The following is a 14,502-nucleotide window of genomic DNA, read 5'->3' on the forward strand; positions in this document are numbered from 1 at the left end:
CGCGATCTCGGCCGTGGCCCGGGTGTCGACGCCGTAGAGGATCGCCGGTCGCAGCCGGGCTCGCGCCGGGCTCGCGCCGGGCGGCGCCAGGCTCGCGCCGAGCGGCGGGCGGGCGGGCGGCGGGGGGCTAGGCGGGCTGGAGGTGTTCGGCCAGGATCGCCAGGTGCGTCGCGCGGGCCTCCGTGTGGCGGGCCAGGCCGGGCGCGGTGATCTTCACGAAGACGCCGCGGCGGTCGGCCTCGCACAGTGCACGCTCGACCAGGCCGGCCTTCTCCAGGCGGGCCACCGCGCGGGACAGCGCGCTCTGGCTGAGGTACATGTCGGCGGCAAGATCCTGCATGCGGCGCTTCTCACACTCCTGCGCGATGAGACGGTCCAGGATCTCGAACTCGCTCAGCGTCAGGCTGTGCCGGTCCTGCAGGGCCCGCTCCAGGTGGCCGGCCACCTCGTTGTAGCTGGTCAGTAGGGAGCGCCAGCGCTCGACCAGCACCCCCTCGGACGTCATGCGCCGCATCCTACTCCGCAGAGGGTGAAATTGCACGAGCATTAAATGCGCGAGCAACTTGTGCGTGGACATTGGATGCGCATGCATTTAGTGTCGCCAACCGTGACTACGACACTCACGGGGGTACGTGCGGAAGCGGCGGCCCCACCGGTCAACTCCACTCGGCTGTGGGGAGTGCTCGCCGTACTGTGCGCGGTGCTCTTCCTCGACGCGCTCGACGTCTCCATGGTGGGTGTGGCGCTGCCCTCCATCGGTACCGAGCTCGGGCTGACGACGACGTCCCTGCAGTGGATCGTCAACGGGTACGTGCTCGGGTACGGCGGCCTGCTGCTCCTCGGCGGCCGGACCGCGGACCTGCTCGGGCGGCGGCGGGTGTTCCTCGTCGCGCTCGGCGTGTTCGCGGTGGCGTCGCTCATCGGCGGCCTCGTCGACGACGGGACCCTGCTCATCGCCACCCGGTTCGTGAAGGGGCTCGCCGCGGCCTTCACGGCGCCGACCGCCCTGTCCATCCTGACCACGACGTTCCCCGAGGGGCCGGCCCGCAACCGGGCGCTCTCGGTGTTCTCGGTGTTCGGCGCGAGCGGGTACTCGTCCGGCCTCATCCTCGGCGGCCTGCTCACCAGCGTCGGCTGGCGCTGGACGTTCCTGATCCCGGTGCCGATCGCGATCGCCGCGCTGGTGGCCGGCGCCCTGCTCATCCCGCGCGACCGCCCGGCCGCGGAGGGCGGCCACGACCTGGCCGGCGCGGTGACGCTCGTCGGTGGCATGCTCCTGGCCGTGTACACCGTCGTGTCGGCGCCGGACCGCGGCTGGCTGGACCCGGTGACGATCGGCTCGGCCGTGCTCGCGGCCGCGCTGCTGGCCGGGTTCGTGCTCGTGGAGCGGAAGGTGCCGCACCCGCTGATCCGCCTCTCCATCCTGCGGGTGGGGTCCATCGTGCGGGCCAACGTGAGCATGGTGGCGCTCTTCGGGTCCTACCTGAGCTTCCAGTTCATGATGACGCTGTACCTCCAGGACGTGCTGCACTGGTCCCCGCTGCGGATGGCCCTGGCCCTGCTCCCGGCGGGCCTCCTGGTCGCGTTCGCGTCGCCGTTCGTCGGCCGGCTCGTCACGCGGTACGGCACCGGCCCGCTGATCGTCTCGTCGATGCTCTCGATGAGCCTCGGCTACGGCTGGTTCCTGCTGACCGCAGGCGACCGCCCGGACTACGTGACGTCGATCCTGCCGACGATGCTCCTGCTGGGCGGCGGCTTCGCGTTCGGCTTCAGCTCCATCATGGCCCAGGCCACGGACGGCATCGCCGACAGCGAGCAGGGCCTGGCCAGCGGCCTGGTCCAGACCTCGGGGCAGGTCGGCGCCGCGTTGGTCCTGGCCGTGGTGACGGCACTGGTCTCGGGCGTCGCGGCCGCGTTCGACCACTACCGCCCGGGCATCGACCTGGTGGCCGTGGTCGCGGTGGCCGGCCTGCTGCTGAGCCTGGCCCCGATCCTCAAAAGGCGGCGGAGCTAGGAACGGAGGCTAGGAACGGAGGCTAGGAACGGAGATTGCCCAGGGCGGCCAGCAGGTCGGCCTGGGCGATCGGCCCGGCCGGGGCGCCCGAGCGGGCCTCCTGCATGGCCTTGTCGAGCTGGGCCCGGCGCAGTGCCTCCTTGAGGTCCGCGCCGGTCAGGCCCGCGGACTCGGTCGCGAGGGCGTCGGTGTCCACGTCGTCGGCGAACATCCGGAAGCCCGGCTGCTCGTGGCGGGCGATCAGGCCGCGCAGCAGCTTGGTCAGGATGTCGGCGCGGGCCCGGCGGGACGGGACGGGCACGGCCAGTTTGAGGTCGAAGCGGCCCGAGCGGACCAGCGACGCGTCGACCCGGTCGGGGAAGTTCGTCGTCGCCACGACGATCACGTTGGGGTTCTCCGCGATCAGGGTGTTCATCTCCTGCTTGAAGATGCCCGCCACCGCGTTGATCATCTGGCCGGCGGCGTCGAAGGCCTGGCCGGTGTAGGTGATGATGGAGTCGAACTCGTCGAAGAGCAGGACCGTCGGCTCCCGCAGGCCGCGGGCCTCGGCGAAGATCCGCTGGATGTTCTTCTCCGAGTTGCCGACCCACTTGTCGAGGATCTCCGGGGTGCGGATCTCGCGCAGCTCGCCGCCGATCTCGTTGGCCAGAGCCTGGGCGAGCATCGTCTTGCCGGTGCCGGGCGGGCCGTAGAGCAGGACGCCCTGCGGGCGGGTCGCGCCCCAGCGGGCCATGACGTCCGGGTGGCGGAACGACACGGCGACGTCGCGGAACTGCGCCACCACGTCCTCGAGGCCGCCCACGTCGTCGAGGCGCACGCCAGACGAACCGGAAGCGGCGGCGGCGACCGGGCTCACCGTGACCGGGCCCTCGGCGCCGGTCAGCTGCATCACGGTCAGCATCAGCGCGGGCAGCGAGGCGCTGCGCACGACCAGGTCGGGCCCGTCCTCGACGACCGTGACCCGCGGGTCGACGTCGACCGCGGGCGTCGGCCGGGTGGCGCGCGCGATGCCGACCGCGACGACCGCGCCGAGCACCGCCCCGGGCACGCCGAGCAGCCGGAACAGCGCCCCGCCCGCCGCGCCGCCGGCGAACATCCGGGCGAACGCCGGCAGGCTGAACGAGCTGCGCACCCAGCGTGCCGCATACCCGTCCGGCCCGACGGTCAGCTCGACCCCGCGCTCGGGCAGGTCGTGGCCCAGCGGCCGGCGCGGACCACCGGCCTCGATCAGGTGGCCGTCGACGATGCGCAGTTCCCGCCCCGAGGCGGCGACGACCTCGACGGCCGGACGCAGGGAGGTGTCGGCCATGTGTTCGAGTCTGCCACGGAGGAACATCCCGGCGGCCGTCCGACGTCCGACGAAAGGGGCATAATCGGAGTGTTCGGACAAGAGAATCATGGGGCTGGACTTGAAACATCCTCGGAGTAGGGTGCCGAGGATACCGAGAGGGGGGCCATGCTCGACCGGTTCAACGACCTGGCGCCCGAGGCTGCCGCGGAGGCCCTGCTGGCCTGCTGCGCCTCGCCCGGCTGGGCCGCTCGCGTCGCGGCCGGACGGCCGTATCCCACCCAAGCCGACCTGGTCGTCGCCGGCGTGGCCGCGTTCGACGACCTCGGCTGGACCGACCTGAGACAGGCGCTCGACGCCCACCCGCGCATCGGCGAGCGGCCGCAGGGTGAGCAGGCCGAGGCGGCCTGGTCCCGCCGCGAGCAGTCGGGCGTGCACGGCGCCGAGGACGAGCTCCGCAACGTCAACCAGGCCTACGAGGAGCGCTTCGGGCACCTCTTCCTGATCTTCGCCAGCGGGCGCTCGGCCGAGGAGGTCCTCACCGCCGCCCGCGGGCGGCTCGGCAACGACGACGAGACCGAGCAGACCGTCGTCCGCGGCGAACTGCGGAAGATCGTCGAGCTGCGGCTCGAGCGGCTGGTCACATGAGCGGTCCGGAGCGCAGCGGAGGGGAAGCTCAGCCGTGAGCATCTCGACGCACGTGCTGGACACGGCCCGCGGCGTGCCGGCCGCCGGGGTGCCGATCCGGCTCGAGAAGGAGGGCACGGTCCTGGGCTCCGGCCGCACCGACACCGACGGGCGGATCCGCTGGGACGGCGCCACCCAGAGCGGCCGCTACCGGCTCGTCTTCGACATCCTCGCGTACCACGGGCCCGACGCCTTCTACCCCGAGGTCGCCATCTCGTTTACGGTGCTCGACGGGCGCCACCACCACGTGCCGCTGCTGCTGAGCCCGTTCGGATACTCGACCTACCGGGGGAGCTGAATTGCTCGGAGCCAACCAGTACGGCAAGGCCGAGATCCGGATCGTGCGCGTCGACCGACACCCCGGCGGCGACGAGCTCACCGACCTCAACGTGAGCGTCGCGCTGCGCGGCGACCTGGCCGCCAGCCACCTCACCGGCGACAACAGCGGCGTGCTGCCCACCGACACGCAGAAGAACACGGTCTACGCGTTCGCCCGGCAGTACGGCATCGCCCGCATCGAGTCGTTCGCGCGGCGACTCGCGGAGCACTTCGTCCAGAGCCAGGACGGCATCCACGAGGCGCGGGTGAAGATCGAGCAGTATCTGTGGCGAAAGGTCGACGGCCGGCACACCTTCGAGCGCACCGGCGAGACCCGCACCGCGACCGTCCACCATGGACCCCACGGGACCCAGACCGTCAGCGGCATCAAGGACCTGGTCCTGCTCAAGACGACCGACTCCGAGTTCCACGGCTTCGTCCAGGACCGGTACACCACGCTGCCCGAGACCCGCGACCGCATCCTCGCCACCTCGGTCGACGCCACCTGGCGCCATGACGGCGCGGACCCGGAGGCGGCGAAGGACGCCCTGGTGGAGGCCTTCGCCGACACCTACAGCCTGGCACTGCAGCAGACGCTGTACAGCATGGGATCCCGCGTCCTGGAGCGCTGCCCCGAGGTCGTCGAGGTGAAGCTGTCGCTGCCCAACAAGCACCACTTCCTCGTCGACCTGGCGCCGTTCGGCCTGGACAATCCCAACGAGGTCTACTACGCCGCCGACCGGCCGTACGGGCTGATCGAGGGCGTCGTGCGCCGCGACGGCGCGGAGGTGCCGGAGGAGGTCGTGTGGACTTTCTGAGGCCGTCCACCTGGGACGAGGCGCTCGCCGCCAAGGCCGAGCACCCGGACGCGGTGCCGATCGCGGGCGGGACCGACGTCATGGTCGAGCTCAACTTCGACCGCCGCCGCCCGCCGGCCCTGCTCGACCTGACCCGCGTCCCGGAGCTCACGGCGTGGGCGCCCGACGGCGACCGGCTGCGGATCGGCGCCGGCGTCACCTACCGCCGCCTCATCGACGAGCTCGGCGGCCGCCTGCCCGGCCTGGCGATGGCGGCCCGGACGGTCGGCTCGCCGCAGATCCGCAACCGCGGCACCGTCGGCGGCAACCTCGGCTCGGCCTCGCCGGCCGGTGACGCCCACCCGCCCCTGCTGGCCGCGGGCGCGCTGGTGGAGGTCGCCTCCGCCACAACCACCAGGACCATCCCCATCGACGACTTTTTCGTCGGCCCCAAGCGCAGCGCCCTGAACGGGGACGAGCTCATCGCCGCGTTCCTGATACCGACAGGACAGGGCCCGCAGCAGTTCGCCAAGGTCGGCACCCGCAACGCCATGGTCATCGCCGTCTGCTCGTTCGCCCTCGCCCTGCACCCCGCCGAGCGCCGCGTCGGCACCGGCATCGGCTCCGCCGGCCCGACCCCGCTCAGGGCCGCCGAAGCCGAGTCGTTCGGGGCCGAACTGCCCTGGGACGACCGGGATCCGCTGCCGGAGGCGACCGTCAGGAGGTTCGGCGAGCTGGTCGCCGCGGCGGCCCGGCCGATCGACGACGTGCGCGGCAGCGCCGGCTACCGGCGGCACGCCCTCGCCGTGCTCGGCGGACGGACCCTGCGCTGGGCCTGGGAGGAGTACCGATGCGCGTGAATATGACGGTCAACGGCGAGCCGCTGCGGGCCGACGACGTGTGGGAGGGCGAGAGCCTGCTCTACGTGCTGCGCGAGCGGCTCGGCCTGCCGGGCGCCAAGAACGCCTGCGAGCAGGGCGAGTGCGGCTCCTGCACGGTGTACCTCGACGACGTGCCGGTCTGCGCCTGCCTGGTCGCGGCCGGCCAGGCGGAGGGCCGCACGGTTCGCACCGTCGAGGGCCTCGCCGAGGAGACCGCGCTGCACCCGGTCCAGCGGGCGTTCCTGGAGGCCGGCGCCGTCCAGTGCGGATTCTGCACCCCGGGCCTCGTCGTCGCGGTACACGACCTGCTGGAACGCAATCCGCACCCGAGCGAGCCGGACATCCGCGAGGCGCTCGCCGGCAACCTGTGCCGGTGCACCGGCTACGAGAACATCGTGGCCGCCGTCAAGCTGGCCGCCGCCTCATGATCGTCATCGAGCACTGCGCGGTCGCCACCGTCGACGGCGCCGGCACCGAGTTCGAGGAGGGCCACGTCGTCGTCCAGGGCGACCGGATCGTGGCCGTCGGCCCCGGCACATACCAGGGCGCCGGCGGAACGCGCGTCGACGGCACCGGCTGCCTCGCCACCCCCGGCCTGGTCAACACCCACCACCACCTGTACCAGTGGGCCACCCGCGCCCTCGCCCAGCAGGAGATCCTGTTCGGCTGGCTCACCGAGCTGTACCCGGTCTGGGCCCGCATCGACGCCGGCACCGTGCACGCCGCCGCGTCGGCCGGCCTCGCGCAGCTGGCGCTCTCCGGCTGCACCACCACGACCGACCACCACTACGTCTTCCCGCGCGACGGCGGCGACCTGCTCGGCGCCGAGATCGACGCGGCGGCCGAGGTCGGGCTGCGGTTCCACCCGACCCGCGGCTCGATGGACCTCTCCGTCAAGGACGGCGGTCTGCCCCCGGACTCCGTCGTCGAGGACACCGACGCCGCCCTCGCCGCAACGAAGGCGGCGATCGACCGCTTCCACGACCCGTCGCCGGGCGCGATGGTGCGGATCGCGGTCGCGCCGTGCAGCCCCTTCTCCGTCACGCCGCGCCTGATGCGCGAGGCGGCCGACCTCGCCCGGGCCGAGGGCGTGCGCCTGCACACGCACCTCGCCGAGACGGTCGAGGAGGAGTCGTACTGCCGGGAGGTGCACGGCTGCACCCCGGTCGAGTACGCCGAGCGCCTGGGCTGGCTCGGCCCCGACGTCTGGCTCGCCCACGCGGTGCACCTCGACGACGGCGCGGTGGCCCGGCTGGGCGCCACCGGCACCGGCGTCGCGCACTGCCCCAGCTCCAACGGCCGGCTGGGCGCCGGGATCGCCCGGGTCCGTGACCTGCTCGACGCCGGCGCGCCGGTCGGCCTCGGCGTCGACGGCGCCGCCTCCCAGGAGGCCGGCCAGCTCGGCCCGGAGCTGCGCCAGGCCATGTACCTCGCCCGGCTGCGCGGCGGCCCGGCCGCCCTGACCGCGCGGGAGTCCCTGATGCTGGGCACCATGGGCGGCGCGCGCTGCCTGGGCCGGGCGGACGAGCTCGGCTCGCTGGAGCCCGGCAAGCTCGCCGACATCGCCCTGTGGCGCCTCGACGGCCTCGGCCACGCCGGCATCGCCGACCCGGTGGCGGCCCTGGTCTTCGGCCCGCCGGCGACGCTGCGCCTGCTGCTCGTCGGCGGCCGCGCGGTGGTCCAGGACGGCGTGCTGTCCACCGTGGACGAGGCGGTCGTGGCCGCGGCCCTGACCAAGTCGGCGCGCTCGCTCAGGGAGCCCCGATGACCACCACCACGCCGGCCACGGTGACCAGTTCGGGCATCGGCACCTCGCCCCTGCGGCCCGACGGGACACTCAAGGTGACCGGGGAGTTCGCGTTCTCCTCCGACCTGTGGGCCGACCGGATGCTGTGGGGCGCGACCCTGCGCAGCCCGCACCCCAGGGCCCGGATCCTGCGCATCGACCTCACCGGGGCGGTCGCGACCACCGGGGTCCACGCCGTGCTCACCGCGGAGGACGTGCCGGGGCACAAGCGGTACGGCCTGGAGCACCGCGACCAGCCGGTGCTCGCGATGGGCCAGGTCCGCTACGCCGGGGAGCCGGTGGCGATCGTCGCCGCCGACCACCCGGAGACCGCGCGGCGCGCCGCCGCCCGCATCGTCGTCGAGTACGAGGTGCTGCCGCCGGTCGTCGACGGGGAGGCCGCGCTCGACCCGGCGACCGACAAGGTGCACGACGCGGGCAACCTGCTGCGGCACGTGCCGATCCGCAAGGGTGACCCGGCGGCGACCGCGCCCGTGGTGGTCACCGGCGAGTACGAGGTCGGCATGCAGGACCAGGCCTTCCTCGGGCCGGAGTCGGGCCTCGCCATCCCTGCCGAGGACGGCGGCGTCGACCTGTTCATCGCCACCCAGTGGCTGCACGGCGACCTCGGCCAGGTCGCCGACTGCCTCGGCCTGCCGCCCGAGAAGGTGCGGCTCAGCCTGGCCGGCGTCGGCGGCGCGTTCGGCGGGCGCGAGGACGTGTCGATGCAGGTCCATGCCTGCATGCTCGCCCTGCACACCGGGCGGCCGGTGAAGATGGTGTACTCCAGGGAGGAGTCGTTCTTCGGCCACGTCCACCGGCACCCGGCCCGGCTGGCCTACGAGCACGGCGCCGACGAGGACGGCCGGCTGGTGTACGTGAGGGCCCGGATCGTCCTCGACGGCGGCGCCTACGCCTCGACGTCGATGGCGGTCGTCGCCAACGCGACGACGCTCGGCATCGGCCCGTACCGGGTGCCCAACGTGACCATGGACGGCTACGCCGTCTACACCAACAACCCGCCGTGCGGGGCGATGCGCGGGTTCGGCGCGGTCCAGGCCTGCTTCGCCTACGAGTCGCAGATGGACCGGCTCGCCGAGCGGCTCGGCCTCGACCCGGTCGAGCTGCGGGCGCGCAACGCCATCGAGCCGGGCGACACGATGCCGACCGGGCAGGTCGTCGAGGGCCCGGCGCCGGTCGCCGAGCTGCTGCGGCTGGTCCGGGACCGGCCGCTGCCCGGCGCGACCGGCGACGACCTGCGCGAGCTGCCGGGCGGCGTGGCCAACACGACCCACGGCGAGGGCGTGCGGCGGGGCGTCGGCTACGGCATCGGGATCAAGAACGTCGGCTTCTCCGAGGGCTTCGACGACTACTCGACGGCGCGGGTGCGGCTGGAGGTCGTCGGCGGGGAGCCGGCGGTCGTCGTGCACACCGCCGCCGCCGAGGTCGGCCAGGGCCTGGTCACCGTCCAGGCCCAGATCGCCCGCACCGAGCTCGGCGTCGAGCAGGTCACCGTGGCCACCGCCGACACGTCGGTCGGCAGCGCCGGGTCGTCGTCGGCGTCGCGGCAGACCTACGTCACCGGCGGCGCCGTCCGGGCGGCCTGCGCGGCCGTGCGGGACGAGGTGCTGCGCCGCGTCGGCCGTACTGACGCCACACTCGAGGGCGGCAGGGTCGTCGCCGCCGAGGGGGTGGTCGCCGACCTCGTCGACGTGCTCGCCGCCGGGCCGATCGAGCGGACCGTCGAGTGGCGGCACCGGCCGACGTCCCCGCTCGACCCGGCGACCGGGCAGGGCGACGCCCACGTGCAGTACGCGTTCGCGGCCCACCGGGCGGTCGTCGACGTCGACGTCGATCTGGGCCTGGTGCGCGTCGTCGAGATCGCCACCGCGCAGGACGTCGGCCGGGCGCTGCACCCGCAGTCGGTGCGCGGCCAGATCGCCGGCGGCACCGCGCAGGGCCTCGGCCTCGCCGTCATGGAGGAGATCCAGGTCGTCGACGGGAAGATCCGCAACCCGTCGTTCACCGACTACCTCATCCCGACGATCCTCGACGTGCCGCCGATGCGCATCGACGTGCTGGAGCTCGGCGACCCGTCCGCCCCGTACGGGCTGCGCGGGGTCGGCGAGCCGCCGACGATCTCCTCGACCCCGGCGATCGTCGCCGCGATCCGCGCCGCGACCGGCCTGCCGCTCAAGCGGGTGCCGGTGCGGCCCGAGCACCTGACCGGGACCTGAGATGGGGCTGTCGGAGCGGGACCTGGAGGAGCTGCGGGCCGCCGCCGAGCACCTCGACCGGCTGCTGCTGCCCGGCCAGGTCGAGGAGCGGGTGGCGCGCCGGCCGGTGCACACCGCGTACGTGCCGGCCGACCGGTTCGGCGCCGGCACGGTCGCCGCGTGGGGTGCGGCCGCTCACGACGCCGTGCGGGAGAACGGCCCGCCGGCCGGCTTCCCGGCGTCCACTGTGGACATGGTGCTGGCCAAGCTGGCCGCCGAGCCGATCGAGGACCTGCGGGTCGACTTCGAGGACGGCTACGGGCACCACCCGACCGAGGACGAGGACGCGCTGGCGGCCGGGGCGGTGCTGCGCGCCACCGCGCCGCCGTTCTTCGGGCTGCGCTGCAAGAGCCTCGAACCGGCGACCGCCGACCGCGCGGCCCGCACGGTCGACGCCTTCCTCACCGGCCTCGGCCCGCCGCCGCCCGGGTTCGTCATCACGTTCCCGAAGGCGACCTCGGCCGCCCACACCGACGCGGCGGTCCTGCTGTGCCGGCAGCTGGAGCACGCGCACGGGCTGCCCGACGGCACCCTGCGGTTCGAGCTGCAGGTCGAGACGCCGCAGGCGGTGCTCGGCGCCGACGGCCGCTCGCCGCTGCCGGAGATGATCGTGCGCTCCCACGGCCGGCTCAGCGGCTTCCACTACGGCACCTACGACTACAGCACCGCGCTCGGCATCGCCCCCGGCCACCAGTCGCTGGACCACCCGGTCGCCGACCACGCCAAGTCGGTCATGCAGGTCGCGGTCGCCGGCACCGGCGTGCACGTCAGCGACGGCTCCACCAACGTGCTGCCGGTCGGCTCCCTCGAGGAGGTGCACGCGGCCTGGGACCTGCACGCCCGGCTGGTGCGCCGCAGTCTGGAGCGCGGCATCCACCAGGGCTGGGATCTGCACCCCGCGCAGCTCGTCACCCGGTTCGCCGCGACCTTCCAGTTCTACCTCGACGGCCTGCCGCGGGCCCGCCGCCGCCTCGACGACTACCTGTCCCGCCGCGCGTCGGGCATCCTCGACGAGCCGGCCACCGCCCGGGCCATCGCCCGCTTCCTGCTTCGCGGCCTGCACTGCGGAGCCCTGCGCCGCGAGGACCTGGGCCACCCGACCGAGGACCTGGAGGCCCTTTGAGTTTCACGCTGCGCTCCCGGCAGGTGTACCTCCCGGAAGGCCCGCGCGCGGCCACCGTCACCGTCGACGGCGAGCGCATCGCCGCCGTCGGCCCGTACGACGCGCCGTGCGACACCGACCTCGGCGACCTCGCGCTGCTGCCCGGGCTGGTCGACACCCACGTGCACGTCAACGAGCCCGGCCGCACCGAGTGGGAGGGCTTCGCCACCGCCACCCGGGCGGCCGCCGCCGGCGGCGTGACGACGATCGTCGACATGCCGCTGAACTCGCTGCCGCCCACCACGTCGGTCGCCGCGCTGCGCGAGAAGCAGGCCGCGGCCGAGGGGCAGTGCTTCGTCGACGTCGGCTTCTGGGGCGGTGCCGTCCCCGGCAACGCGGGCGACCTGCCGGCGCTGCACGAGGCCGGCGTGTTCGGCTTCAAGAGCTTCCTCGTCGACTCCGGCGTGCCCGAGTTCCCGCCGCTGGACGCCGCCGGTCTCGGACTCGCCTTCGCGGCCGTCGACGCGCTGTTCATCGTCCACGCCGAGGACCCCGCGGCGCTGCGCCCGGCCCCCTCGTCGCGCGCCTACGCCGACTTCCTGGCCTCCCGCCCGCCGGCCGCGGAGGTCTCGGCCGTCGGCACCGCGCTGTCGGCCGCGGCGACCGCCGGCGCCCGGGTGCACATCCTGCACCTCTCCGCCGCCGACGCGCTGCGGCTGCTGCGGCAGGCCCGGGAGGACGGGGTCCGGGTCACCGCCGAGACCTGCCCGCACTACCTGACGCTCGACGGGCTCGCCGTCCCCGACGGGGCGACCGAGTTCAAGTGCTGCCCGCCGATCCGCGACCCGGACAACCAGGACGGGCTGTGGGCCGGCCTCGCCGACGGCACGATCTCGATCGTCGTGTCCGACCACTCGCCCAGCACGCCCGCCCTGAAGCGGCGCGACACCGGCGACTTCGCCGCGGCGTGGGGCGGGATCGCGTCGCTCCAGCTGGGGCTGCCGGTGATGTGGACCGCCGCCCGCGAGCGCGGCTTCACCCTGGCCGACGTCGTGCGCTGGATGTCGACCGGCCCGGCCGACCTGGTGGGGCTGCCCACCAAGGGCCGGATCGCCGCCGGCGCCGACGCGGATCTCGTGGCCTTCGACCCCGCCGGCTCGTTCGTCGTCGATCCGTCCCAGCTGTACCATCGCCATCCCGTCACCCCATATGCCTCCACGTCGCTGTCGGGCGTGGTGCACACCACCTGGCTGCGTGGTGCTCCCGTGGGTGACGACGCCCGGGGGAGGCTCCTGCACCGTGCCGTTCACTGACCTGCCCGACCTGGCCTCGCGGCTGCTCGGCGGCGGCGTCGTCGACGCCAACGACGAGTTCTTCGCCGCCCGCGACAACCTGGTGAACCCCGACCCGTCGACGTTCGAGACGTGGACCTACGGCCCGAAGGGCAAGGTCTACGACGGCTGGGAGACCCGCCGGCGGCGCGAGCCCGGGCACGACTGGGCGGTCGTCCGGCTCGGCGCCCCCGGCGTGGTCCACGGCGTGGTCGTCGACACCGCGCACTTCACCGGCAACTTCCCGCCGCACGTCTCGGTGGACGGCTGCGCGGTCGACGGCTACCCGTCGCCGGCCGAGCTGCTGAAGGCGGACTGGACGCCGCTCGTGCCCCGCTCGGCGGTGCGCGGCGACGCGCAGAACCCGTTCGAGGTCACGCCCGGTGAGCGCGTCACCCACGTACGGCTCAACATCTACCCCGACGGCGGCGTCGCCCGGCTGCGGGTCCACGGCACGGTCGTGCCCGACCCGGCCCTGCTGCACGGCATGACCGTCGACCTGGCCGCGCTGGAGCTCGGCGGCCTGGTCGTCGACTGCAGCAACCGGTTCTACGGCTCGCCGAACAACCTCATCCTGCCCGGCCAGGCCCGGATCATGGGCGAGGGCTGGGAGACGGCCCGCCGCCGCGACGACGGCAACGACTGGGTGCTGGTCCGGCTGGCCGCCGAGGGGCGGGTGCGGCTGGCCGAACTCGACACCACCCACTTCAAGGGCAACGCGCCCGGCTGGGCGCGACTGAGCGGCACGACCGACCGGCAGGAGTGGTTCGACCTGCTGCCCCGCACCCGCCTGCAGCCCGACACCCGGCACCGCTTCCGGGTCGAGGCCACCCGCCCGGCCACCCACGTGCGCCTCGACGTGTACCCCGACGGCGGTATGGCCCGCCTCCGGCTGTGGGGCGAGGCGGTGTGACCCGCGGGTAGGGTTGGCTGGTGACCGCTGCCGCCATCGACTCTGGTCTCTTTCGCCGGGTCCTGCGCCGGCACGCCTCGGCCGTCGTGGTGGTGACGGCGCCGGGCCCGGTCGGCTTCACGGCGACCTCGTTCGCGTCGGTCTCGCTGGAGCCGCCGCTCGTCTCGTTCTCGGTGTCCCGGGCGGCGTCGGCCTGGCCGGCGGTCCGCTCGGCCGCCCTGGTCGCGGTCCACGTCCTGATCCAGGACCAGGAGCGGGTGGCCCGCACCTTCGCGACCCGGGCCATCGACCGCTTCGCGGCCCACGCGGCCGACGGCGGCTCCTGGCACGAGGGCCTCGGCGGCGTCCCGGTCCTGGACGGCGTCCTGGCGGTCCTCATCTGCCGGGTGACGAACCAGGTGGCGGCGGGCGATCACGTGATCGTCATCGCGTCGCCGGTCCAGGCCGAGCACCACGACGACGCCACGGCGACCCCGCTCGTCTACCACAACGGCGCCTACACGGCGCTGGACCGGATCGGCCCCTGAAGCTTCAGGCGCATCGCCGGGCCGTGCTGGAGCTCGAAGCCCAGCCGGGTGTACACCGGGAGGCCGTCGTCCGAGGCGCGGAGGTTCACCACCGCGACGTCGTTGGCGGCGAACCAGTCCAGCAGCGCCCGCATGCACGCCGTCGAGAAGCCCCGGCGGCGGTAGTCCGGGTCCGTCGCCACGTTGAACACGTACCCGGCCAGGCCGTTCGGGTTGGCCGGCGAGCCCAGCCGCTCCTCGAAGACGCCCACGGCGCAGGCCGCCAGCCCCGCCGCCGACGGCCGGTCGACGACGAAGGCCGCCATCGACGCGCCCGCCTGGGGCAGGCGGCGGCGCAGCGACGCGACCGCGACGTCGGACCACTCGCCGAGCGCGGGAGCGGCACCGTCCACGGCCGCCATCATCACCGTCCGCAGCCGGACCAGTTCCTCCGCGTCGTGCGCGTCTGCCCGCCGTACCACCACATCCGAGGTCACGCCGTGAACCTAGCGGCGGCCGATCACCCCGTCAGGCGATTTACGCCAGCCGGTAGAAGCGCCAGAAGTCGTGCTCGATCGGCAGGGTCTCGCACGACGCGAAGCC

At 74.0% G+C, this 14,502-nt stretch carries 14 protein-coding genes and 1 pseudogene; 12 read left to right on the plus strand and 3 right to left on the minus strand.

What is annotated here, in order from left to right; translation table 11 throughout:
* Window positions 1–127: 127 nt before the first annotated feature.
* Window positions 128–505, minus strand: coding sequence for a MarR family transcriptional regulator (locus ABZS66_RS55045; RefSeq protein WP_354771857.1), 378 nt, complete (start codon window positions 503–505; stop codon window positions 128–130).
* 102 nt (window positions 506–607) lie between these two features.
* On the opposite strand from ABZS66_RS55045, the gene ABZS66_RS55050 reads away from it, so the two are divergent.
* A complete protein-coding gene (locus ABZS66_RS55050; RefSeq protein WP_354771859.1) occupies window positions 608–2,014 on the plus strand; it encodes an MFS transporter in 1,407 nt (468 codons plus the stop codon).
* A 22-nt stretch (window positions 2,015–2,036) separates the two neighbouring features.
* Here the strand turns inward: ABZS66_RS55050 and ABZS66_RS55055 are convergent, their stop codons facing one another.
* Entirely contained in the window at window positions 2,037–3,323 is a 1,287-nt protein-coding gene (locus tag ABZS66_RS55055) for an ATP-binding protein (RefSeq protein ID WP_354771861.1), read from the minus strand.
* A gap of 144 nt (window positions 3,324–3,467) precedes the next feature.
* Between ABZS66_RS55055 and uraD the strand changes: the two are divergent.
* The 11 genes and pseudogenes from uraD to ABZS66_RS55110 form a co-directional block, all read left to right on the plus strand.
* Window positions 3,468–3,950: pseudogene (gene uraD, locus ABZS66_RS55060) on the plus strand (2-oxo-4-hydroxy-4-carboxy-5-ureidoimidazoline decarboxylase); the annotation flags it as partial.
* A gap of 34 nt (window positions 3,951–3,984) precedes the next feature.
* Complete coding sequence (uraH, locus tag ABZS66_RS55065) at window positions 3,985–4,287, plus strand: hydroxyisourate hydrolase (protein WP_354771863.1); 303 nt, start codon at window positions 3,985–3,987, stop codon at window positions 4,285–4,287.
* Between the two features lies 1 nt (window position 4,288).
* Window positions 4,289–5,125: a factor-independent urate hydroxylase gene (gene pucL, locus ABZS66_RS55070; protein WP_354771865.1), complete on the plus strand. Its 837-nt coding sequence runs from the start codon at window positions 4,289–4,291 to the stop codon at window positions 5,123–5,125.
* Entirely contained in the window at window positions 5,113–5,964 is an 852-nt protein-coding gene (locus ABZS66_RS55075; RefSeq protein ID WP_354771867.1) for an FAD binding domain-containing protein, read from the plus strand. The genes pucL and ABZS66_RS55075 overlap by 13 nt, the downstream gene beginning before the upstream one ends.
* Window positions 5,955–6,413 carry a (2Fe-2S)-binding protein gene (locus ABZS66_RS55080; protein ID WP_354771869.1) on the plus strand — a complete coding sequence of 153 codons (459 nt, stop codon included), beginning with the start codon at window positions 5,955–5,957 and terminating at the stop codon, window positions 6,411–6,413. The genes ABZS66_RS55075 and ABZS66_RS55080 overlap by 10 nt, the downstream gene beginning before the upstream one ends.
* Entirely contained in the window at window positions 6,410–7,753 is a 1,344-nt protein-coding gene (locus tag ABZS66_RS55085; RefSeq protein WP_354771871.1) for an 8-oxoguanine deaminase, read from the plus strand. Before ABZS66_RS55080 ends, ABZS66_RS55085 begins: the two co-directional genes overlap by 4 nt.
* Window positions 7,750–10,008, plus strand: coding sequence for a xanthine dehydrogenase subunit D (pucD, locus tag ABZS66_RS55090; protein WP_354771873.1), 2,259 nt, complete (start codon window positions 7,750–7,752; stop codon window positions 10,006–10,008). The genes ABZS66_RS55085 and pucD overlap by 4 nt, the downstream gene beginning before the upstream one ends.
* A 1-nt stretch (window position 10,009) precedes the next feature.
* Window positions 10,010–11,170, plus strand: coding sequence for a hypothetical protein (locus ABZS66_RS55095; protein WP_354771875.1), 1,161 nt, complete (start codon window positions 10,010–10,012; stop codon window positions 11,168–11,170).
* Window positions 11,167–12,462 (plus strand): allantoinase AllB, encoded by a 1,296-nt coding sequence (allB, locus tag ABZS66_RS55100; RefSeq protein ID WP_354771877.1) that lies wholly within the window; start codon window positions 11,167–11,169, stop codon window positions 12,460–12,462. Before ABZS66_RS55095 ends, allB begins: the two co-directional genes overlap by 4 nt.
* Window positions 12,449–13,393 (plus strand): allantoicase, encoded by a 945-nt coding sequence (gene alc, locus ABZS66_RS55105; RefSeq protein ID WP_354771879.1) that lies wholly within the window; start codon window positions 12,449–12,451, stop codon window positions 13,391–13,393. Before allB ends, alc begins: the two co-directional genes overlap by 14 nt.
* 20 nt (window positions 13,394–13,413) lie before the next feature.
* Entirely contained in the window at window positions 13,414–13,920 is a 507-nt protein-coding gene (locus tag ABZS66_RS55110; RefSeq protein WP_354771881.1) for a flavin reductase family protein, read from the plus strand.
* Here the strand turns inward: ABZS66_RS55110 and ABZS66_RS55115 are convergent.
* Complete coding sequence (locus tag ABZS66_RS55115) at window positions 13,890–14,396, minus strand: GNAT family N-acetyltransferase (RefSeq protein ID WP_354771883.1); 507 nt, start codon at window positions 14,394–14,396, stop codon at window positions 13,890–13,892. The two genes, ABZS66_RS55110 and ABZS66_RS55115, sit on opposite strands and share 31 nt — an antisense overlap.
* Window positions 14,397–14,502 lie beyond the last annotated feature (106 nt).

It is taken from the genome of Dactylosporangium sp. NPDC005572, from assembly GCF_040605515.1.
Classification (GTDB): domain Bacteria; phylum Actinomycetota; class Actinomycetes; order Mycobacteriales; family Micromonosporaceae; genus Dactylosporangium.